This window comes from Planotetraspora kaengkrachanensis (assembly GCF_016862895.1).
Taxonomy (GTDB): Bacteria; Actinomycetota; Actinomycetes; order Streptosporangiales; family Streptosporangiaceae; genus Planotetraspora; species Planotetraspora kaengkrachanensis.
Genome location: NZ_BONV01000043.1, coordinates 1 through 18,882, shown reverse-complemented (window position 1 = coordinate 18,882; position 18,882 = coordinate 1). Strand labels below are relative to the sequence as shown.

The following is an 18,882-nucleotide window of genomic DNA, read 5'->3' as shown; positions in this document are numbered from 1 at the left end:
TTGACGATGCCCTTACCGGATCCGGACGGTGTCATGGCCGCTTCCGCCAATCGAGCCGGGGCGGCGGAGGACCGAGGTTCGGCGGCGGCGCGTCCTCGTCGAGCTCGACGGGTTCGGGCTCCTCCTGCCGCAGCGCGACCCGCCGGAGCTCCTGGAACTCACCCAGCGTGGTCTTGGGGAACGTGAGGATCGCCGGGTTGGCGTCCGCGAGCCTGACCTGACGCCCCTCGGCGGTCGCGTGCGTGACGATCACCGACGTGGTGGGCAGCTGCTGGAGCTGGTGCGGCTCGACGAGGAACTCCCGTGAGCGCTGCAGCATGCCCTCGGCGACCTGGGGAGCGGTGCGCCCCCACTCGGTCGACTCGGTGATGTCCTCCCTGAGGTCGCCATCCCCCTTCTCCTCCGGCCCGGTACGGCCCACGCCGACCGTGGAGGTGTAGAAGCCGCTCGGGGGGTGGACGGACGAGCTGAACGTCTCGGTGAGGTGGGCCAGCTCCAGGCGGTGCTCGGTGCCGACGTGCTCGCTCGCGACCCTGGCGTCCTCCGCGTTGCCCAGGCGCATGAACGCGACGGCGGCGTGGCCCCTGCCCAGCCGTTCCCGGACCGTCGGGGTGAGGCTGCGGTAGGTCAGCACCAGGCCCGTGCGGGACGTCTCGCAGGCGTCCATGAGCCGGTCGAGCACGTCGCCGCGTAACTTGTCCGCCCCGGCCACGATGATCGTGTGGTACCAGGGCCGCTCGCTCGCCGGCGACTGGCGCAGGATGTGCGTGAGCGCGGTGGCCACGTAGGTGCCGAGCACCCGGTTGCCGAACACCCCTGCCTGGCGGTCCATGCTCACCACGCGCAGGCGTGCCGGCGGCAGCCGTACGGCCTCTGTGCCCAGCGTCTCCAGCTTGCGCAACTGCGACTCGAGCGCCCAGGCGCGCTCGATCACCACCCGGTCGGCGACGCCGCGGCCGAACAGCGTGCCGATGCGTTCGAGCTGGCTCGCGGTGAGCAGGCCGTACTTCATGTCGTCACGCGGGTCGCCCACCTGTGCGAGAGCCCTGAGCGCCGCGGTGACCTGGCTGATCGTGGCCTTCTCCCCGAGCACCTCGAGGACCCGTTCCAGGATGGCGTTGTCGAAGCCGATGTCCCTGCTGGTCTCCTCGCTCACGCTCACCACGTGGGCGAGCACGTCGGCGAAGGCCTCCGGCTTGAGCGTGGCGCCCAGGTCGAGCCGCGGCAGGTCCACGGGAAGGACCCACACCAGGGGGTCGTCGCCGCCCCGCTTGGCCAGCTCGATGAGGTCCTTGGCGATGGCGCCCTCGGACAGGTCGAGCACGGTGAGGTGGCCGCCGCTGTAGAGCCGGGTCGCGCCGATCAAGGTGATCAGCGCCGACCAGCCGGGAAGCGTCCCGCCGGCGACGTCGACGCGGTCGATCTCGTCGGGCACCGCCACGGCGTACCAGCTCAGCTGCTTGTCGAACGCGCTCTTCTTGTCGGCCCAGGCTCGGTACTCGTCGGCGTGCTGCTCCTGGGCCGCCTGGATGTCGCGCTCGCGCCGCTCCTGCGCCCGCTGCTCCCGCGCGAGCCGCTCGTTGACCCGGACGCCGACGGCACGGTTGCCCTGGGCGATCGCGTAGGTGCAGATGCCGGCCACGCCGCCGGCGGCGACCAGCCCGAGCATCACGAACGACCACGCGAGCATCTGCGTCACCCCGAGGGCGAAGATGCCCGCCGCCACCACGGCCATGAAACGGCGGAAGATCCGGACCGGCCGGTTGAGCATGTCCTCCTGGAGTCGCTCCCGCTGGACCCACTCCTCGTCGACCGGCGACCGGTCCGCCGCCTCGTCGACGTCCTCCCGGGCGGGGCGTTTGGGCGGGGGTCCCGGGTCTGAATGCAGCAGGGCGTACTGCCAGCCCAGGTATATACGGTCCGCCTGAAGCTGAGCATGCTCCGGGTGCGGGTCGCCCACATGCCCTCCATGTCCGCCTGCGTCACAGCGTAGGAGCTGTAAGCCCTATCAGGACGGGCTTCTCGGCATTCGGGACGCATTTCCGGCCAGCGACGGGACGAATGCGGCTAATGGTTCGACTGTGGGCGTACTACCATCCGGTGCCATGATGTCATCCCCCCGTGGCAGCCGCCGTCGACGTCCGGTCCTGGTTCCGGTCGCCTCAGCGGTGGTGGTGGCGGGCATCGGCGTGACCGCCGCCTTCGGCGGCCTCGCGCAGGCGGCCGACGAACCGCCCCCGAAGGTCGCTCGAGGCGCGGTCGTCGACCAGGGCGAGTTCCGCACACAGTTCGTCAGGGCGGTCGACACCGTCGAGAAGGGGACCTTCGGCGAGCAGAAGCGCTACCTGCTGATCACCGCGAGGGTGACCAACCTGGGCGACGAAACCGTCGGCGTCGGCCTCCTCCCTGAGCCCGGCAAGATCAGGTCGATGCCCTTCAGCTTCGCGGGATCCGTCCTGCGCGTGCGACCCGAGATCAAGACGGAGTACGGGCCCGACGTCTACGCGTCGGACTTCGGGATCAAGAGCCGGTTCCTGCAGCCTGACGTGACGGCGACGGTGTTCATGAAGTACGAGCTCGAGCCCACGGCCACGGCGCCCACATCGGTCACCGTCGACGTCGGCCGCTTCGTCTTCGAGCCTCTCGGGCTGCGGGACCAGACGCATTATTGGCAACTGGTCGGCGACACCGAGGACGACGAGACCTTCGTTCCGGAGGTCGCCGCCGAGGTCACCCTGCCCGTGAAGCAGGAGCGTGGGTGATGACGGTGACGCAACAGGAACAGCGGACCGCCCGGCCCGCGGCCCGCAGGCAGCCGGAACGGCGGAGCGTCTTCGGCCGCGTCGTGGCGATCGTCGCGGGCCTCGCCCTGGCGGCGGCGGCGGTGTGGGCCCAGTCCCACTCCATGTCCTACGAGCAGAAGGGGTCCTACCTCACCACGAAGGGTGAGATCGGACAGTTCGTGGAGACGAACCGCTACACCGTGAAGGTGACGACGGTGACGGCCGCGCACTCGGTGGACACGCGGGTCACTCCCGGATCGAGCGCCGTGAAGGTCGAGACCAACTCCCTGTTCGTTCTGGTGAACCTGAGGGCGACCAGCCGCAGCGAGCCCATGCGGCTGAACTCGCTCGGCCCTCCCCTCCTGCTCACCGCGGACGGACGCCGCTACCGGCCCACCGACAAGGTGGACGAGTCGCTCACCTTCTTCGCCAAGCAGATCCAGCCGGGATTCTGGTCGACCGGGACACTCGTCTACGAGGTGCCTCCCACCGCCCTGCCAGGCGCCCGCTTCGTCTTCATCCCGCCCGACTCCGCGATCGTCGTGGACAACTCCACCCCCGAGGCGGAGATCGACCTGGGCCTCACAGACGCGGCGGCCGCCCGGCTGGTCTCGCGCGCGGAGGCCTTCCACCCTCTGGTGTCGTCATGAGCCGGCGAAGCGGTAACACATCCGACAGGCACCCTGAGCGAGGTTCTGACGTGAGCGAGACGCCGATGGGCGGAGACCGGCACGACCCCGGCTCTCCCGACTCCCGGGACTGGTTCGCGCCGCCTCTGGACCAGCCCGCGGACATGGACATCACCTACACGGGCCCGCCCCCGCAGCCTCCGTCGATCCCCATCCCGGGAACGCTCCGGCCGGTCGGGGACCTGCGGGTCTGGCCTGCTCCGTCGGAGGAGGAGAACACCCTGACGGTGCCCTTCCCCGCCGTCCCCGGCACCCGTGTGGAGCTGCCCGCCCACTACCGGCGGCCCTCCCTGCCGGCCTCTCCCCCTCCGCCCGCGCGCAAGCAGATGTCACGCGGCCGGAGACGCGTCCTGCTGGGCTCCGGCGCGTTCCTCTCCGTGGCCGCCGCGATCGCGTTCCCCGCCTGGTTCGCCTTCGGCGTCTACCAGTACGGCCGGCCGCCCGACCACATCCACACCGTCCAGCTCGGCAAGGCCGCCACCTGGCAGCACGTGTCGTGGCAGGTGAGCGCGGCCCGGATCCCCGATCCGAGCCCAGGGGCGAAGCCGGATCCCACACGCCAGTGGATGAAGATCACGGTCACGCGGACGGCCCTCGACGCCGAAGGGGCCATCCGGCACTACGCCCCCGAAGTGGAGCTGACGGACAAGGCCGGACGCACCTGGGTGGCACAGGTCCTCAACGACGCCACCCCGTTCGAGACCGCGGAGAACAAGATCGGCACGCCGTACCGGATCGACCTCATGGGCGTGGTGCCGCCGTCGGTCGCCGATCAGATCGCGGTCCTGTTGCGGCCCAGCATCAGCCGCGACGTGCCCGGCGAGTCGGGGGACGCCTCAATGAAGGAGGCGGTCACCACGGAGGAGAGGGACGACCAGGTGCTCCGGTTCACCCGGTGACGCGGGACCGGCGCAGCCGGTCCCGGGTGGCCGCCAGGTCGAACGTCGCGGCGACGAGGCACATGGTCAAAGTGGTGACCAGCAACTCGGAGACGAAGAAGACCGGGACGTCGGTGATGAACCAGAAGTACGGCTTGTCGCTGGCCACGAGGTACTGACCCGCCCGGGCGAGGTAGTCGCCCCCGATGTGCAGCCCGACGTAGCAGAGCGCGAACAGTCCGAACAGCGGCGCCCCGCCCCTCACCGTAAGCCGGAGGGAGTTGAGCAGCGGGATCCAGCGCTCGGTCCAGCCGGCGGTCAGCTTGGAGAGGGCTCGCCGGGTCAGGCTGTGCGTGTCCTGCAGCCGGGCGGCCGCCGTCTCGAGAGGCGTGCCCCTGATCGTGGTCTGGGTGTCCTCCGCGTACGCCCCGTAGACGAGGATTCCAACGGTCAGCCACGCCAGGGGAAGAGCGAGCCCGGAGATCACGTTCGGCCAGATGTCCGACCAGAACGCCTCCCATCCGGGGATCGCGTTCTGCGCGTCCGCCGCCAGCTTCTCCCCGCCGGCGACGACCGCCCGCGCGCCGATCCAGTCGGAGCGGGCGCCGCCCAGCGTCCAGATGGCGTTCAGACCGTAGAAGACGAACGCGATCTCGCCGAAGGTCGCCATGATCCCCGAGAACCGGCCCTGGCCCGCCTCGTGCCGGCGACCGAAGAAGGTCTTGACCAGATAGGCCACCAGGGCGGTGGCGAGCGAGACCTTGAAGTCGAGGCTGATCAGGCCTCCCATCACCGTGCTCTCCCGGCCGGCCATGACGTCGACGAGGATCCCGTCGGGCTGGCGGAACAGGTCGATGTTCAAGAAGTCTCTGATGTCCTGGTCGACGAAGCTCCAGGTCATGTAGATGCCCGAGAAGACCAGGGCTGTCCGGTTGAGTGCTCCGAACAGGCCTTCCTTGGCCTCGTCACCCGTCCTGCGCGCCCGGGTCTCCATCAGCGCGCCCCGGATCACGTACAACATGCCCACCGTGGTGGCGAGAGAGATCATCACCACGATCGTGAAGAGGAACAGGACGACGACCAGGCGGGCCTGGTACCACGACCCGTGCGAGAGGGTCGCCGCCAGCAGCAGCAACGCCCACCGCACGAGCCGCCCCGCGGAGAACCAGATGATCAGCGGCAGGGCGCAGTTCGCGGCGATCCGCAGCGTGTGCAGCGGGAGCGCGTACGGCGACATCGTCCAGGTCGCCTTGGGGGCAACGGCAGCCTGGGCCGGGACAGGGGGCGCGGACGTTCCGGACATCTGCCGCATGCTATCGGGTTCGATCGACGCTGAGCATCCTGCCGCAGCGGAAGACCGTCACGGGAGTGGCGCCGCCGAGAATGCGAAAGGCCGGCACTCGAGAAGAGTGCCGGCCCTGCGGTGACGCGAAGGTCAGACGGCGACGGCGAGCTGGGAGACCTCGCCGATCTTGGCCTCGACCGAGACGTCCTTCGTGACGCCGCCGCCCGCGATGATGCGGACGGTCCACTGGCCGGGGGCCGCGAAGAAACGGAAGATGCCCTCGTCGGAGACGACGACCTCACCGGTGAACTCGCCGGAGTGGTCGAGCAGCCGCGCGTAGGCGGTGCCGGCGCCGGAGACGACGCCCTGGATCACTGCCTGGGTGGACAGGTCGATGCCTGCCGGCAGGGCGACGGTCTGCTCCGGAGCTGCGCACCCTTGAGCTTGTACGGACATCAGCGGGCCTCCCCCAACTCGATCGGCACGCCCACGAGCGAGCCGTACTCGGTCCACGAACCGTCGTAGTTCTTCACGTTCGCCTGGTCGAGGATCTCGTGCAGCACGAACCACGAGTGCGCCGAGCGCTCGCCGATGCGGCAGTAGGCGATGGTGTCCTTGCCGAAGTCGACGCCCTCACCCGCGTAGAGGTCCTTCAGCTCGTCGTCGGAGCGGAAGGTGCCGTCGTCGTTGGCCGCCTTCGACCACGGGATGTTGCGGGCGGTGGGCACGTGGCCCGCGCGCTGCGCCTGCTCCTGCGGAAGGTGGGCCGGGGCGAGCAGCTTGCCGGTGAACTCGTCGGGCGAGCGGACGTCGACCAGGTTCTGCTTGCCGATCGCGGCGACGACGTCGTCACGGAAGGCGCGGATCGACAGGTCCTGCTCCGAGGCGGTGTAGGTGGTGGCGGAACGGGGAGCCACGTCCTCGACCAGCTCGCGGGAGTCGAGCTCCCACTTCTTGCGGCCACCGTCGAGCAGCTTGACGTTCTCGTGGCCGTAGAGCTTGAAGTACCAGTAGGCGTAGGCGGCGAACCAGTTGTTGTTGCCACCGTAGAGGACGACGGTGTCGTCGTTGGCGATGCCACGGGCCGAGAGCAGCGCCTCGAAGCCCGCCTTGTCGACGAAGTCGCGGCGGACCGGGTCCTGCAGGTCCTGACGCCAGTCGATCTTCACGGCACCGCGGATGTGGCCCTTGGCGTAGGCGCTGGTGTCCTCGTCGACCTCGACGAGCACGACACCGGGCGTGTCGAGGTTGGCCTCGACCCAGTCGGCATCCACCAGGACGGCGGAGCGGCTCATTGTGTTCTCCCAGGTTGTAGACGGCGGATGATCAGGTACATCTCGCAGCCCAGGCAGAGGCCGAAGGCTGCGTTGAGAAAGGCGGCCAGCAGTGCCGCTGCTGTCGCACCCAGAGCCAGCGGTGTGATTCCTGCCGCGAACCCGATCAACCCCACGATCGCGAACCCCAGTCCGACGCCCTGCGCGAAGCGCGGCGGCGCGGCGTCCTCCAGTTCGCCCGGCGGTCCCAGCCGCGGCCGCACCAGCCTCCGGTAAAGGAGCCCGTACGGCGAGGCGTCGAAGGCGCCGAACGCGAACACGATCGCCTGCAGTGCCAGCAGCCAGGGGCTGCGCGTCACCAGGGTGATCGCGAGTACCAGGGTCGTGACGGCCGCACCGAACCGGGGGCCTCGAGGGTCGATTTGCATCGTGGGATGCTCCTGAACGATTCACGGAATGCGGCGAAAGCCGCGGGAATCACCCTCAGGCCATGCGACAGAGCGATGTGGCCACGCGGCAGAAGTCCACCGCGCGCCGCTTCGTGAGCAGCTCTGTCGTGGGAGTCATGACCACGACAGTACCTGTCGTCTCGCCATCTGTCACACACTGTCCGATTGATGAGACGAGTCATGAGACGCGCCGTCGACCGCAGCGCCGAGGGCCGCGATGACGTCGGCCTTCCTGGGCAGGCCGGAGGCCCGCTTCACGACGTTGCCCGAGTCGTCGACGACCAGGACCGTCGGCGTCCGCATCACGTCGAACCGCCTGACGAGATCGAGCCGTGACTCGGCGTCGATCTCGACGTGCCGGACCCCGGGCACCATCTCCGCGACATCGTGGAGAACGCGCCTGGTCGCCCGGCAGGGCTGGCAGAAGGCGGTGGAGAACTGCACGAGGGTGGCGCGCTCGCCCAGCGGCGAGCCGAGATCGTCGCTCGTCACCACCGGGCGGGCCCCGGAGTCCGCCTGCTTCACGGCACGCACCTTCCCGTCGCGGCGCCTCATCAGGAACCCGATGATCGCGCCGACGACGAGCGTCGCGCCCAGGACCACGATTCCGGCCATCCTGCTGTGCAACCCGCCTTCCCCGCGGATTCATTCCCGTCATGCCTACCCGAGAACGAACGCCCGTCACAACGGTTTCCGCGGGTGACAGGTCACACGTCGAGTTTCACGAGCCCCCCGTCGGAGGTGGACAGCTCGAAGCGAGCGATCTGCCCCATCGGGAGCTCCGTCACGCCGTCGTACCACTGGCCGGGGCGGTAGCCCCCGGGGGGCACCTCCCAGCTCCCGGCAGGCGACCTGGTGCCGTCCCTGCCGATCGCCCACAGCCGGCACACGATGCCTCCGGGGACGCCGCGGACCCAGGCGACGACCTTCGTGCCACCGGTCTCGGTCGTGAGCCGGACGCCGAGCCGGATGTCACCCTGCGTGACCTCCCGCCTCACCGTCGCCCTGGAGGCCTCCACCTGCGGAGCGTCGGAAGCGATCTTCGGGGCGGCCACGTCGCCGGCGCCGCTCGCCGCGGCGGCGGTCGGCGTGCTCGGTCTCGCCGCGGCGACCTCGCCCGAGGACGCCGTCGACACCGTGTCCCCGGCGCCGCGGTCGACCGCCAGCCAGGCCGTACCGCCGAGCGCCGCGACCACGATGGAGGCGGCCAGGGCCAGCAGTGCCCGCGACCAGCGGCTGCGCCGGACAGAGGTGGCGACGAGCCGGTCGAGCACGGCCCGCGGCGGCGCGGCGGCGTGCCGGATGTCGTCCTCAGAGACGAGCGCCAGCACGGGCGGCAGCCCGGACAGCTCCGCCAGCTCGGCCCGGCATTCGGGACATCCGTCGAGATGGGCCTCCACCTCGGCGACCTCGTCGTCGTCCAACGCGCCCAGGATGTAGACCCCGAGCGACATACGCACGTCGTCGTCGCAGGTCATGGCGCAAGCCCCCGTTCCTCCAGGGCGAGCTTCAGCGCGCGGAGCGCATAGTAGGTCCTCGACTTGACCGTGCCCGCCGGTATGCCGAGGACCGCTGACGCCTCCTTCACCGATCTCCCCCGGTAGTACGTCTCCAGGAGCACCTCGCGGTGCTCCGGTCTGAGCGAGGCCAGCGCCTCCGCCACCGCCCACGACTCGACGGCCTTGTCCAGCTCGTCGTCCGCGGGTACCACGGCCAGGGCCTCGTCGCCCGTCTCCTGCGGCCGGGCCTGGCGGGCCCGGTGCTGGTCGACGACCAGGTTGCGGGCGACGGTGAACAGCCACGCGCGCACGGGCCGCGCTCCGAGCACGGACGGATGGCGCCAGGCTCGCAGCAGCGTCTCCTGCACGACGTCCTCCGCTCTGCCCGGATCTCCGGTCAGGCGCAGCACGTAGCCGTACAGCGGCCCGCCGTGATCTTCCACCAGCGCGCGCATGAGCTCGTCGGCGGCGGTTCCGGCTGGACTCACACCCTCATCACGTACGGCCGGGCCGTCGGGTTCAGGAGTGTGTTCCAGGTCACCGGAGGGGGACATCGGAGGCGGAGCCCTCGACCGCGAGCCCCACGGGGGTCGTCTTCACGCCTGTGATTTTAAGGCCGAGTGGCAGATCCTTGACAGGGACGGTGAAGCTGATGAACCTCTCCGGGTTCGGGACGGACAGGCCGCCCGCGACCTTCACGCCGACCGGGGTCAGCCGCACCGCCCCGGACACGACGGCGATCTTCATGTCGGCCGTGACCGGCACGGATCGTCCCAGCGCCTTGATGGTGCCGGACACCCGCACCGCGTCCCCCGCACCGTCGATCTTGATGCCGTTCGGTGCCCGGTCGGCGATGGTCTCCCAGGGGATCACCACGGCGCCGGTCACGTTCTCGGCCCGGATGTCGGTCTTCGAGGGGTCCTGGATGAGGTCGCCCAGGGGAGCGGTCACGCCGGTCAGAGTGGCGTCGATCTTCGACAGCTTGACGTCCTCGACGGTCATCGGGCCGATCGCGACGGCGATCTCGTCGTACCGCCCGAGGAGCGCCTGAGTGAGGAAGGGGATGCCCTTGATCTCCACCGTGGGAGGGGTCGTGAGGTCGTACTTCGCCGCCACCTGCTTGGCGATCTCACGCTGCACCCCGGCGACCGCGACCCTGTCCGCGATGGCCAGTAGGACGGCAAGCACGATCAGGGTGACGACCAGCTTGCGCATTCGGCTCCTCGGAGGGCTCGGCTGCCGTCGAGACTAGCGCCTCATCCCCCGGCAAAAGGCGGTAAAACCTCGACAACCGCCCCTTCAGGGAGGAGCACGACGCTCGGATCGCGGGTGCCGGCCGGATGACCGTCGATCAAGAAGGACGAGCGCCGCAACACCCGTTCCAGTTCCGGCCTGCCTCCGATCGCGGCGAGCAGATCCTGCAGAGTCTCCGCGTCGAACGGCTCCTCCGCGACTCCGGCCGCCGCCTTGGCCGCCGCCCAGTAGCGGACCGTCCCGGTCGCCATCGGCTTCCCAGCCCCCTTCCGCCACGCGGGTGACCACCGAATGTGAGCACCAGGTTACGGTGGTAAACCACGTGACATGGTGTTCACACAATGGACCCACATTGGACCTCAATGTGCTGTGAGCTAGCCTACGGATTATGGACCTGGGCAGCGTGGCCCCCGGGTCCTTCCGTGTTTGTACGGCTGGCGCAGGTTTCATCCGAAGCAGCGGACAAGCCGATCGAGGTGGCGAGGAGGCGGAAAGTGAGCAACCTGCTCCTGCTGACCAATGCTTTGGAGCCCTCCGCGGAGGTTCTCCCGGCGCTCGGGCTGCTCCTCCACTCGGTGCGGGTGGCGCCCGCGGAGGCGTCCGCGCTGATCGACACCGCACCCGCCGACGCGGTCCTGGTCGACGCGCGCCGCGAGCTGGTCCAGGCCAAGAGCCTGTGCCGGCTGCTGCGGACCACCGGGATCGACTGCCCGCTCATGGTGATCGTCACGGAGGGCGGCCTGGCCGCGATGACGGCCGAGTGGGGGCTCGACGACGTGCTCCTCGACACGGCCGGCCCCGCAGAGGTCGAGGCCCGGCTCCGCATGGCCGTCGGCCGGCGGTCGCTCGCCTCGGCCGAGGAGGTGCCCGACGAGATCCGCAGCGGCGAGCTGTCGATCGACGAGGCGACCTACACGGCGCGGCTGCGCGGCCGCGCGCTCGACCTGACGTTCAAGGAGTTCGAGCTGCTGAAGTACCTCGCGCAGCACCCCGGCCGGGTCTTCACCCGGGCCCAGTTGCTCCAGGAGGTCTGGGGTTACGACTACTTCGGGGGCACCCGCACCGTCGACGTCCACGTCCGGCGGCTGAGGGCGAAGCTCGGCGCGGAGCACGAGTCCCTCATCGGCACCGTCCGCAACGTCGGCTACCGGTTCGTTCCCGACCGCGGCGGCGAGCAGGTCGAGGACTCCGAGCCCGCCAGGCGGTAGCCGTACCGCGCCCTGACGGCGTCGGGGGACGGAGACGGGCGGGCCCGCCCCGGGGAGTCCGGGGCGGGCCTGTTTCATGTGTCGGGTCCGCTACGGACCCGCCCCCGATCTCGGGGGCCGGCCCGTCGCGGGCGTCACTGGATGACGGTGAGGCGGTTGGTCACCGGAGGAGCGATCGGCGAGTGGGCGCCCATGTAGGTGACCAGCGCGTCGATGTCCAGCGGGCCGCTCCACAGGTCGGTGCCCTGGGTGAAGACCGAGAAGCCGTCACCCCCGCCGACCAGGAAGTTGTTCGCCGCCACCCGGATCTGCTGGGTGTCGGTCACGGGCACGCCGTTGACCTTGATGCCGGAGACGCGGGAGCCGAACGCCTGCGTCAGGTCGGCGGTGTAGGTCAGCGTGGCCGACGGCTGCAGCACCCGGGTCGCCGCGGCGGTCCACTGCTGCTCGAGCAGCGCGTCCAGCTGGGCGCCGGTGAGCGTGACGGCCTGCATGAGGTTGTTGAACGGCTGCACCGTGAAGGCCTCGCCGTACGTCACGACGCCGTTGCCCTCGGACCCGCTCTGGGCGAAGGTCAGGTCGGCGCGCACGCCGCCCGGGTTCATCAGCGCGATCTCGGCGTTGCCGCCTTCCTTCGTCGCCTCGAGCTGGGCGTCGGCGATGAGGTCGCCGAGCGCGGACTCCCCGCCGTTGGTCGAGCCGCGGCCGATGTCGGCGGTGATGGAGCCGATCGGCTTGTTGGCGACGACCGAGACCCGGTCCTTCCAGGTCTGCACGAAAGCGGTGATCTCGGGGTCCGGCGTGACCGTGCGGGTCACCACGTGGTTGTCCGCGACGACGGACGAACGCACGATGTCGTCGGTCTTCTTGTCGACCTGGAAGTCGATCTGGGTGATGACGCGGCCGAAGGACGAGCCCTGGGTGAAGTAGCGGTCACGCCCGGCCGGGTCCTTGGTCTTGCAGATGTAGGCCTGGTGCGAGTGGCCGCTGATGACCAGGTCGACCTGCGCGTCGAGTCCCTGGGCGATCCGGGTGCCGGCTCCGGGGGTGTTGGGGCAGGCGTCCGGGCTCTGGTTGGGAGCGACCTGGTCACCCTCGTGCATGAGGACGACCTGGGCCTTCACGCCCTGACGGGCGAGAAGCCTCGACACCTTGTTGGCCGCGGCGACCTCCTCGGTGAACTTCAGGCCCTTGATGCCGGCCGCCGTCACGATGGTCGGGGTCGTCTGGGTGACGAGCCCGATGAAGCCGACCTTCACGCCGTTGATCTTCTTGACGTAGTACGGCGCGAGCGCGTAGTCGTCGTTCTTCTCCTTGAGGACGTTCGCCGCGAGGTAGTCGAAGGAGGAGCCCTTCCACGTGCCCGCGGGCGAGCAGCCGTCGACCGGGTGGCAGCCGCCCTTCATGATGCGGTTGAGCTCGTCGATGCCCTCGTCGAACTCGTGGTTGCCCACCGCCGAGGTCGCGAGGCCGAGCTTGTCCAGCAGGGCGACCGTCGGCTCGTCGTGATAGGCGGCGGAGATCAGCGGCGAGGCGCCGATCAGGTCGCCCGCGGCGACCACCACGCTGTTCTTGTTGCGCATCTGCTTGAGGTGCGTGGCGAGGTAGGCGGCGCCGCCCGCGTCGACCTGGGTTCCGGTCTCGTCGGTGATGCGTCCGCTCGACCCCGTCGGGGCCTCAAGGTTGCCGTGGAAGTCGTTGATGGACAGCAGCCGCACGGGAACCGTCTTGGGCTCGGGGTGATGGTGCGACGGCTGCTGGTGCGACTGATGGCCCGACGGGTGGTGGGATGAGGTCGCGCTGGCCGGACCGACGGCGAGCCCGATGAGGCTCACCGAGGCGGCTCCTACGAGGGCCAGACGCGTGAGAGATGCAGGGGTCATGGCCCCGACAGTAAAGGCGTGATCTAAGCATCAAATGGCCCGAAGGTAACGATTCATGGGGCCCCGAGATGGCGAACTTTGCCAGAACCCGCGCGTGCCGAGGTCACAGAGGTCACTTAACGTTCAAGGCATGAGCGTGCGCGTGGATGTCATGGAACGACTTGATGAAGAGACGGTTGCGGCCGTGCTGTCCCTCGCGGAGGCGGCGGCGGAGACGGACGGCGTCCGCCCGCTCAACGAGCAGGCGACGTTGCACCTGCGCAACGGGGGCGCGCCGGGGGCGAGAGCCGTACTGGTCCATGAGGGTGCGGACCTCGCCGGCTTCGCACACCTGGACCCGGCCGACCCCGAGCACCCGGACGACGGGCCGAGCGGCGAACTGGTCGTCCACCCGGCGTTCCGCGGCCGCGGCCTGGGACGGCGTCTGCTCGACGCGGTGCTCGAGGAGAGTGGCGGCCGGGTCCGGCTGTGGGCGCACGGCGACCACCCCGCCGCGGCCCGCTTGGCCGCGTCGGCGGGTCTGAACCGCAGCCGGTCGTTGTGGCAGATGCGCCGGCCGCTGGACACGCCGACACCCGACCCGGTCATGCCGTCAGGCGTACGGCTGCGCACGTTCGAGACGGGCAAGGACGAGCACGCCTGGGTGGCGCTCAACGCGCTCGCCTTCGCCACGCACCCCGAGCAGGGCGCGTGGACGGTCGACGACATCGAACAGAGGGAGCGGGAGCCCTGGTTCGACCCCGCGGGGTTCTTCCTCGCCGTACGGCCGGACGGCACGCCGGCCGGCTTCCACTGGACGAAGGTCCACCGCGACGGCGAGGACGGCGAGCCCGTCGGCGAGGTGTACGTGGTGGGGGTGGACCCCGCGGAGCAGGGGACGGGCCTGGGCCGCGCACTGACGCTCGCGGGCCTCGCTCATCTGCGCTCGCTGGGCCTGCCCCAGGTGATGCTCTACGTGGACGAGGAGAACCGCGCGGCGGTCAGGCTGTACGAGTCGCTGGGGTTCGGCAGGTGGAAGACCGACGTGATGTACAGCCGGTGACTACCCGATGATCAGGTTGAGGATGAAGTAGGAGATCGCGGCGACCAGGGCGGCCGCCGGAATCGTGAGGACCCACGCGGTGACGATGCTTCCGGCGACGCCCCACCGCACCGCCGACAGGCGCCGGGTGGCTCCCACCCCCATGATCGCCGTGGTGATCGTGTGCGTGGTCGAGATCGGCGCGCCGTACGCGATCGCCGCGGTGTAGAGGACGGTCGCCGCGGCGGACTCGGCCGCGAAGCCCCGCGGCGGGTCCAGGTGGATGATGCGGCGGCCGAGAGTGCGCATGATGCGCCAGCCTCCGGCGTAGGTGCCCAGCGAGATCGCCGCCGCCGACGCGGTGATGACCCATTCGGGGATGCCGGTCGTCGGCGAGACGTATCCTCCGACGACCAGGGCGAGGAAGATCACGCCCATGGTCTTCTGCGCGTCCTGCAGGCCGTGCCCGAGGGCCATCGCCGCCGCCGAGACCGTCTGGGCGTACCGGAACCCGCGGCTGGTCTTGTGCGGATTCGACCTGCGGAAGATCCACAGGATGGCGATCATGATGATCCCGCCGAGGAGGAAGCCGACCACCGGGGACAGGACCATCGGGATGACGACCTTGTCGAGCACGCCCTTCCAGTGCACCGACACGCTCGCGGCCAACGCGGAGCCCACCAGCCCGCCGATCAGGGCGTGGCTGCTGGAGGAGGGCAGCCCGAAGTACCACGTGATCAGGTTCCAGACGATGGCGCCGACCAGCGCACCGCCCACGACGACCAGGCCGTGCCGCCCCTGAGGCGCGTCGATGATCCCGCTGCCGACCGTCTGAGCCACCGACAACCCGAGATGGGCGCCGATGAAGTTCATGACCGCGGCCATGAGCAGCGCCGTACGAGGTGTCAGCGCCCGCGTCGAGACCGAGGTCGCGATCGCGTTGGCGGCATCGTGGAAGCCGTTGGTGTAGTCGAACGCCAACGCGATGACGATGACGCCGATGACAATGGCGAGATCCACTTAGCTTTCCTTGACCGCGATCGACTCGATCGTGTTCGCCACGTGCTCGAAGGCGTCGGCGGCAGCCTCCAGCTGCTCGATCACCTCACGCATCTTCATGACGGTGAGGGTGTCGAACTCCCCGCTGAACAGCTTCGCGAGCAACCGGCGATAGATCTGGTCGGCCTGGTTCTCCAGGCGGTTGATCTCGATCCAGTACTCGTTGAGGTGCTGCATCGAACGGAGCCTCGGCATGGCGTCCGCCGTCAGCTCGGCGGCCCTCTCGAGGACCTCGACCTGGCGGACGACCTCCTTCGGCAGGTGGTCGATCTGATAAAGCACGATCAGGTCGGCGGCCGCCTCCATGAAGTCCATCACGTCGTCGAGGTTCGATGCGAGGCGATAAATGTCCTCACGGTCGAACGGCGTGATGAAACTCTCATTCAGCCGATTCATGATCGCGTGAGTGCGCTCGTCGCCCGCGTGCTCGCAGGCGCGCATCTTCTCGGCCAGGGACTCCCTGTCCGAGTCGTCGCTGATGATCTCGACCAGCAGACGGGACGCGGTGACGAGGTTGTTCGCGGAGTCTGCGAACAACTCGTAGTAGCTGTCCTCACGGGGCGTGAGACGCAGTCGCACGTCGTTTCTCCAGAAGTGCGGGAATGGTCCGCAGAGAAGAGTACGGCCTACCAGTGGAAATGCGAACTTAAGGTATCGCACACCTACTTGTAACCCGCTCGTCTCCTTGTGGTTGCCCCCTCGTACCCCGTTGACACGCTCCGGCCGGCGGGCGTGCTCAAATCCGGGTGCGGTGGAAGTTGAGGTACGAGCGGCTCGGCGTCGGGCCACGCTGTCCCTGGTAGCGGGAGCCGTACCGGTCGGAGCCGTAGGGGAACTCGGCGGGCGAGCTGAGCCGGAACATGCAGAGCTGACCGATCTTCATGCCGGGCCACAGTTTGATCGGAAGGGTGGCGACGTTGGACAGCTCGAGCGTGACGTGGCCATCGAAGCCGGGATCGATGAAGCCCGCCGTCGAGTGGGTCAGCAGGCCCAGCCGGCCGAGGCTCGACTTGCCCTCGAGCCGTGACGCGATGTCGTCGGGCAGGCTGATCACTTCGTACGTGCTCGCCAGGACGAACTCGCCGGGGTGGAGGATGAACGGCTCGTCGTCGTGGGGCTCGACCTCACGCGTGAGGTCGGGCTGCTCCGTAGCCGGATCGATGTGCGGGTAGCGGTGGTTCTCGAAGACCCGGAAGTAGCGGTCCAGGCGCACGTCGACACTGGACGGCTGGATCATCTCGGGGTCGTAGGGGTCCAGCTTGACCCGTCCCGATTCGATCTCTGTACGGATGTCACGATCGGAAAGCAGCACGGTGCAAGGCTAGTGGGCCCCGACGCACACGCCACGACGTGTTCCGCCACGCACCCCCGACCGGCCTCCGGAGTGGATCCGCGCACGGGCACCCGCGGATCATTGGCTCCGGGACTGCAGGAACACGCCGAGTTTCCGCTACAGTAGGGACGCGGTCACCGTTCACGGTCGGCCTCACGCGGGTGTAGTTCAATGGCAGAACATCAGCTTCCCAAGCTGACAGCGCGGGTTCGATTCCCGTCACCCGCTCCACACACAAAGGCCCAGGTCAGAGGATGATTCCCGACCCGGGCTTTGATCTTTGTTGGGGTTGTTTCTCACTCGCGTGCCAGATTCGTGCCAGATCAGTTGATCTTTGTTCCAACGAGTGGCGGATCATCGTCGTCGTCCTTCGCGCCGAGTCCCTGCTTGACGATCTCATCCATGGCGTCAGCGATGGCACGATCTCTGTCCTTGGCGGCGTGCAGATAGACGGTGGCCGCTTTCGTGCTGGAGTGACCCATGCGGGTCATCAGCTCCTTAAGGGTCGCGCCAGTCGCCGCCGCGAGCGTGTTACCTGTGTGTCGAAGGTCATGGATATGGATCTTCGGGAGTCCTGTCTTGGCCGGTGCCTTCGCCCAGACTTTCGTGAAGTTGCTGCGCCGAAGTTGGGCACCCTTCCCCCCCCACGAACACCAGACCATCAGGTGCCTGCTCGCTGAATCGTTGAAGGTGCCAGGCGAGATCACCGATGATCACCTCCGGAAGCGCGACCACCCGAGCGCACGCATCCGACTTGGGACGCCCCGTGATGAGCTCCCCCGTCTGCTCACCGCGCTTAGCTGCGGAACCATGCCCGCTCAAAAAACCTGTTGGCGGACCATGGCGACCGCTGCTAACTTTCCGGTGGCCGTGCGAGAGAACGAGGAGGTGGTACCCGTGAACGCAGTATCGACATGGGTGCTCCCCTCTGGGGTCGCGGTCGGGCGATAGGTCGTCCGGGAGCGCCGTTCAAGAGCACTCCCGAAAGGCACGACCATGCGATTCACTTCTGAACAGCGCCTCGATGACGGCGTCCTCGAACGCCAATTCACCCTCGGCGAGATCCCCGGCATCCTGTGGACGCCCGTATCCGCATCCGCACCGGTCCCGCTGATCCTGCTCGGCCACCCCCCGCTCGGACTGCACAAGATGTACCCCCGGCTAGTGGCGCGGGCCCGGCACTCTGCGGCGGAGGGCTTCGCTGCGGCCACCATCGAGCTACCCGGGAGCGGTGACCGGCCCCGTTGGGCCGCCGCCGAGCAGGCCCGCGCCGACCTGCGCCGGACTATGGAGGCCGGCGAGCCGGTCAGCGACGAGATCATCGACGCCCTCATCCTCCCGCTCGTCGACAAGGCGGTCCCGGAATCGCAGGCCGCCCTGGACGCCCTCCTGTCGCTGCCCGAGATCGGCGGCCCGGTCGGGTATTCGGGGGGAGTGATCTCCATCGGCATCCGGCTTGCGGCGGTCGAGCCGCGCATCGTGGCCGCCGGCTTCTTCGCCGGGAGTTTCGTGCCTCGCACCATGTTCGAGGAGGCCCGACAGGTCACCATTCCGCTGCATGTCCTGCTGCAGTGGGATGACGAAGGGAACGACCGACAGGCGGCCCTGGACCTGTTCGACGCCTTCGGCTCCAAAGAGAAAACGCTGCACGCCAACATGGGCGGGCACACCGGCGTCCCGCAGTTCGCAGGGGAGGACGCGGCCGGGTTCTTCGCCCGGCATCTGCGCTAGCCGCGGGCCGTCAAGCCGGGCTGCGGCTCCCTCATGGTCCGCATTTCCTGGGGCCTGGCCCTGGGGACCACATGGGGACCACACGCTATGCGCGCAGCCGAACAACCCGCACGTCACCAAACGTCATTCATAGCTACCTGAACGCCGTTGAGCTGCAAGAACGCCTACCCCACGTCCTGGGGGTCAAGTGGTCGCAGGTTCAAATCCTGTCGTCCCGACGCAGCTCAGAGGGCTGATCCGATTGATCGGGTCGGCCCTTTCGGCGTCTTGGGGACCACGATCAAGGTTGCGTCCACGGGTGTGGTGTGAGAGTTTCCGCTGGTAGAGGCGTGGCGTCGTGAAATGAGGACGGCCATCGCGTGATCCTTCGTGATTGCGACATCAAGATCGAAGGAGAAGAAAGCGATGGCCGTGAACGACAGTGTGGACCCTGGCGCGTGGCTGGCGAGGCAGATCGAGGCCGGGGATCCGGATCTGTTGCGATCCATGGTGAAGTCCATGGCCGAGGCGTTGATGCCTGCCGAAGCAGACAGCGT

At 68.8% G+C, this 18,882-nt stretch carries 22 protein-coding genes, 1 tRNA gene and 1 pseudogene; 8 read left to right on the top strand and 16 right to left on the bottom strand.

Annotated features, from left to right (window positions below):
• Positions 1-31: 31 nt before the first annotated feature.
• A complete protein-coding gene (locus tag Pka01_RS33805) occupies positions 32-1,960 on the bottom strand; it encodes a hypothetical protein (protein WP_203887037.1) in 1,929 nt (642 codons plus the stop codon).
• Between the two features lie 145 nt (positions 1,961-2,105).
• Between Pka01_RS33805 and Pka01_RS33800 the strand changes: the two genes are divergently transcribed.
• Genes Pka01_RS33800 through Pka01_RS33790 form a run of 3 tightly spaced genes read left to right on the top strand, consistent with a single transcriptional unit; the run spans position 2,106 to position 4,371 of the window.
• Complete coding sequence (locus tag Pka01_RS33800) at positions 2,106-2,762, top strand: hypothetical protein (RefSeq protein ID WP_203887036.1); 657 nt, start codon at positions 2,106-2,108, stop codon at positions 2,760-2,762.
• On the top strand, positions 2,762-3,433 hold the full coding sequence (locus Pka01_RS33795) for a DUF4352 domain-containing protein (protein WP_203887035.1): 672 nt from the start codon (positions 2,762-2,764) through the stop codon (positions 3,431-3,433). The genes Pka01_RS33800 and Pka01_RS33795 overlap by 1 nt, the downstream gene beginning before the upstream one ends.
• A 50-nt stretch (positions 3,434-3,483) precedes the next feature.
• Positions 3,484-4,371, top strand: coding sequence for a hypothetical protein (locus Pka01_RS33790; RefSeq protein ID WP_203887034.1), 888 nt, complete (start codon positions 3,484-3,486; stop codon positions 4,369-4,371).
• On the opposite strand, the gene Pka01_RS33785 is transcribed toward Pka01_RS33790, so the two are convergent.
• From Pka01_RS33785 to Pka01_RS33745, 10 genes are all read right to left on the bottom strand, one after another.
• Positions 4,361-5,653, bottom strand: a complete 1,293-nt coding sequence (locus tag Pka01_RS33785) for a hypothetical protein (protein ID WP_203887033.1) — start codon at positions 5,651-5,653, stop codon at positions 4,361-4,363. The two genes, Pka01_RS33790 and Pka01_RS33785, sit on opposite strands and share 11 nt — an antisense overlap.
• A 132-nt stretch (positions 5,654-5,785) precedes the next feature.
• Positions 5,786-6,091: a DUF1416 domain-containing protein gene (locus Pka01_RS33780; protein ID WP_203887032.1), complete on the bottom strand. Its 306-nt coding sequence runs from the start codon at positions 6,089-6,091 to the stop codon at positions 5,786-5,788.
• Positions 6,091-6,930 (bottom strand): sulfurtransferase, encoded by an 840-nt coding sequence (locus tag Pka01_RS33775; protein WP_203887031.1) that lies wholly within the window; start codon positions 6,928-6,930, stop codon positions 6,091-6,093. Before Pka01_RS33775 ends, Pka01_RS33780 begins: the two co-directional genes overlap by 1 nt.
• The gene (locus Pka01_RS33770; RefSeq protein WP_203887030.1) at positions 6,927-7,337 is read right to left on the bottom strand and encodes a DUF4395 domain-containing protein; all 411 of its coding nucleotides are present in this window, start codon (positions 7,335-7,337) and stop codon (positions 6,927-6,929) included. The genes Pka01_RS33775 and Pka01_RS33770 overlap by 4 nt, the downstream gene beginning before the upstream one ends.
• Before the next feature lie 55 nt (positions 7,338-7,392).
• On the bottom strand, positions 7,393-7,476 hold the full coding sequence (locus Pka01_RS41675; protein ID WP_372446775.1) for a putative leader peptide: 84 nt from the start codon (positions 7,474-7,476) through the stop codon (positions 7,393-7,395).
• A 32-nt stretch (positions 7,477-7,508) separates the two neighbouring features.
• Positions 7,509-7,973 carry a thioredoxin family protein gene (locus tag Pka01_RS33765; protein WP_203887029.1) on the bottom strand — a complete coding sequence of 155 codons (465 nt, stop codon included), beginning with the start codon at positions 7,971-7,973 and terminating at the stop codon, positions 7,509-7,511.
• 92 nt (positions 7,974-8,065) lie between these two features.
• Entirely contained in the window at positions 8,066-8,836 is a 771-nt protein-coding gene (locus Pka01_RS33760) for an anti-sigma factor family protein (protein WP_239115791.1), read from the bottom strand.
• Positions 8,833-9,345, bottom strand: a complete 513-nt coding sequence (locus Pka01_RS33755; protein ID WP_275414523.1) for a sigma-70 family RNA polymerase sigma factor — start codon at positions 9,343-9,345, stop codon at positions 8,833-8,835. The genes Pka01_RS33760 and Pka01_RS33755 overlap by 4 nt, the downstream gene beginning before the upstream one ends.
• Positions 9,346-9,394: 49 nt before the next feature.
• Complete coding sequence (locus tag Pka01_RS33750) at positions 9,395-10,072, bottom strand: LmeA family phospholipid-binding protein (RefSeq protein ID WP_203887027.1); 678 nt, start codon at positions 10,070-10,072, stop codon at positions 9,395-9,397.
• Positions 10,073-10,113: 41 nt separating this feature from the next.
• The gene (locus tag Pka01_RS33745; RefSeq protein ID WP_203887026.1) at positions 10,114-10,362 is read right to left on the bottom strand and encodes a MoaD/ThiS family protein; all 249 of its coding nucleotides are present in this window, start codon (positions 10,360-10,362) and stop codon (positions 10,114-10,116) included.
• A 243-nt stretch (positions 10,363-10,605) separates the two neighbouring features.
• Here Pka01_RS33745 and Pka01_RS33740 point away from each other — a divergent pair, with 243 nt between their 5' ends.
• Positions 10,606-11,319, top strand: a complete 714-nt coding sequence (locus Pka01_RS33740; protein ID WP_203887025.1) for a winged helix-turn-helix transcriptional regulator — start codon at positions 10,606-10,608, stop codon at positions 11,317-11,319.
• Positions 11,320-11,453: 134 nt separating this feature from the next.
• Here the strand turns inward: Pka01_RS33740 and Pka01_RS33735 are convergent, their stop codons facing one another.
• Positions 11,454-13,202 carry a bifunctional metallophosphatase/5'-nucleotidase gene (locus Pka01_RS33735; RefSeq protein WP_203887024.1) on the bottom strand — a complete coding sequence of 583 codons (1,749 nt, stop codon included), beginning with the start codon at positions 13,200-13,202 and terminating at the stop codon, positions 11,454-11,456.
• A 130-nt stretch (positions 13,203-13,332) separates the two neighbouring features.
• On the opposite strand from Pka01_RS33735, the gene mshD reads away from it, so the two are divergent.
• A complete protein-coding gene (mshD, locus tag Pka01_RS33730; RefSeq protein WP_203887023.1) occupies positions 13,333-14,244 on the top strand; it encodes a mycothiol synthase in 912 nt (303 codons plus the stop codon).
• Here mshD and Pka01_RS33725 read toward each other — a convergent pair whose 3' ends face one another.
• From Pka01_RS33725 to dcd, 3 genes are all read right to left on the bottom strand, one after another.
• Positions 14,245-15,243 carry an inorganic phosphate transporter gene (locus Pka01_RS33725; RefSeq protein WP_203887022.1) on the bottom strand — a complete coding sequence of 333 codons (999 nt, stop codon included), beginning with the start codon at positions 15,241-15,243 and terminating at the stop codon, positions 14,245-14,247.
• Positions 15,244-15,861, bottom strand: coding sequence for a DUF47 domain-containing protein (locus Pka01_RS33720; RefSeq protein ID WP_203887021.1), 618 nt, complete (start codon positions 15,859-15,861; stop codon positions 15,244-15,246).
• Positions 15,862-16,018: 157 nt separating this feature from the next.
• On the bottom strand, positions 16,019-16,594 hold the full coding sequence (dcd, locus tag Pka01_RS33715) for a dCTP deaminase (protein ID WP_203887020.1): 576 nt from the start codon (positions 16,592-16,594) through the stop codon (positions 16,019-16,021).
• 178 nt (positions 16,595-16,772) lie between these two features.
• On the opposite strand from dcd, the gene Pka01_RS33710 reads away from it, so the two are divergent.
• Positions 16,773-16,846: transfer RNA gene (locus Pka01_RS33710), tRNA-Gly, on the top strand.
• A 92-nt stretch (positions 16,847-16,938) separates the two neighbouring features.
• Here the strand turns inward: Pka01_RS33710 and Pka01_RS33705 are convergent.
• On the bottom strand, positions 16,939-17,322 hold the full coding sequence (locus Pka01_RS33705) for a tyrosine-type recombinase/integrase (protein WP_239115789.1): 384 nt from the start codon (positions 17,320-17,322) through the stop codon (positions 16,939-16,941).
• Between the two features lie 289 nt (positions 17,323-17,611).
• On the opposite strand from Pka01_RS33705, the gene Pka01_RS33700 reads away from it, so the two are divergent.
• Positions 17,612-18,346: a dienelactone hydrolase family protein gene (locus Pka01_RS33700; RefSeq protein ID WP_203887019.1), complete on the top strand. Its 735-nt coding sequence runs from the start codon at positions 17,612-17,614 to the stop codon at positions 18,344-18,346.
• A gap of 405 nt (positions 18,347-18,751) precedes the next feature.
• A pseudogene (locus Pka01_RS41755) lies at positions 18,752-18,882 on the top strand (IS256 family transposase); the annotation flags it as partial.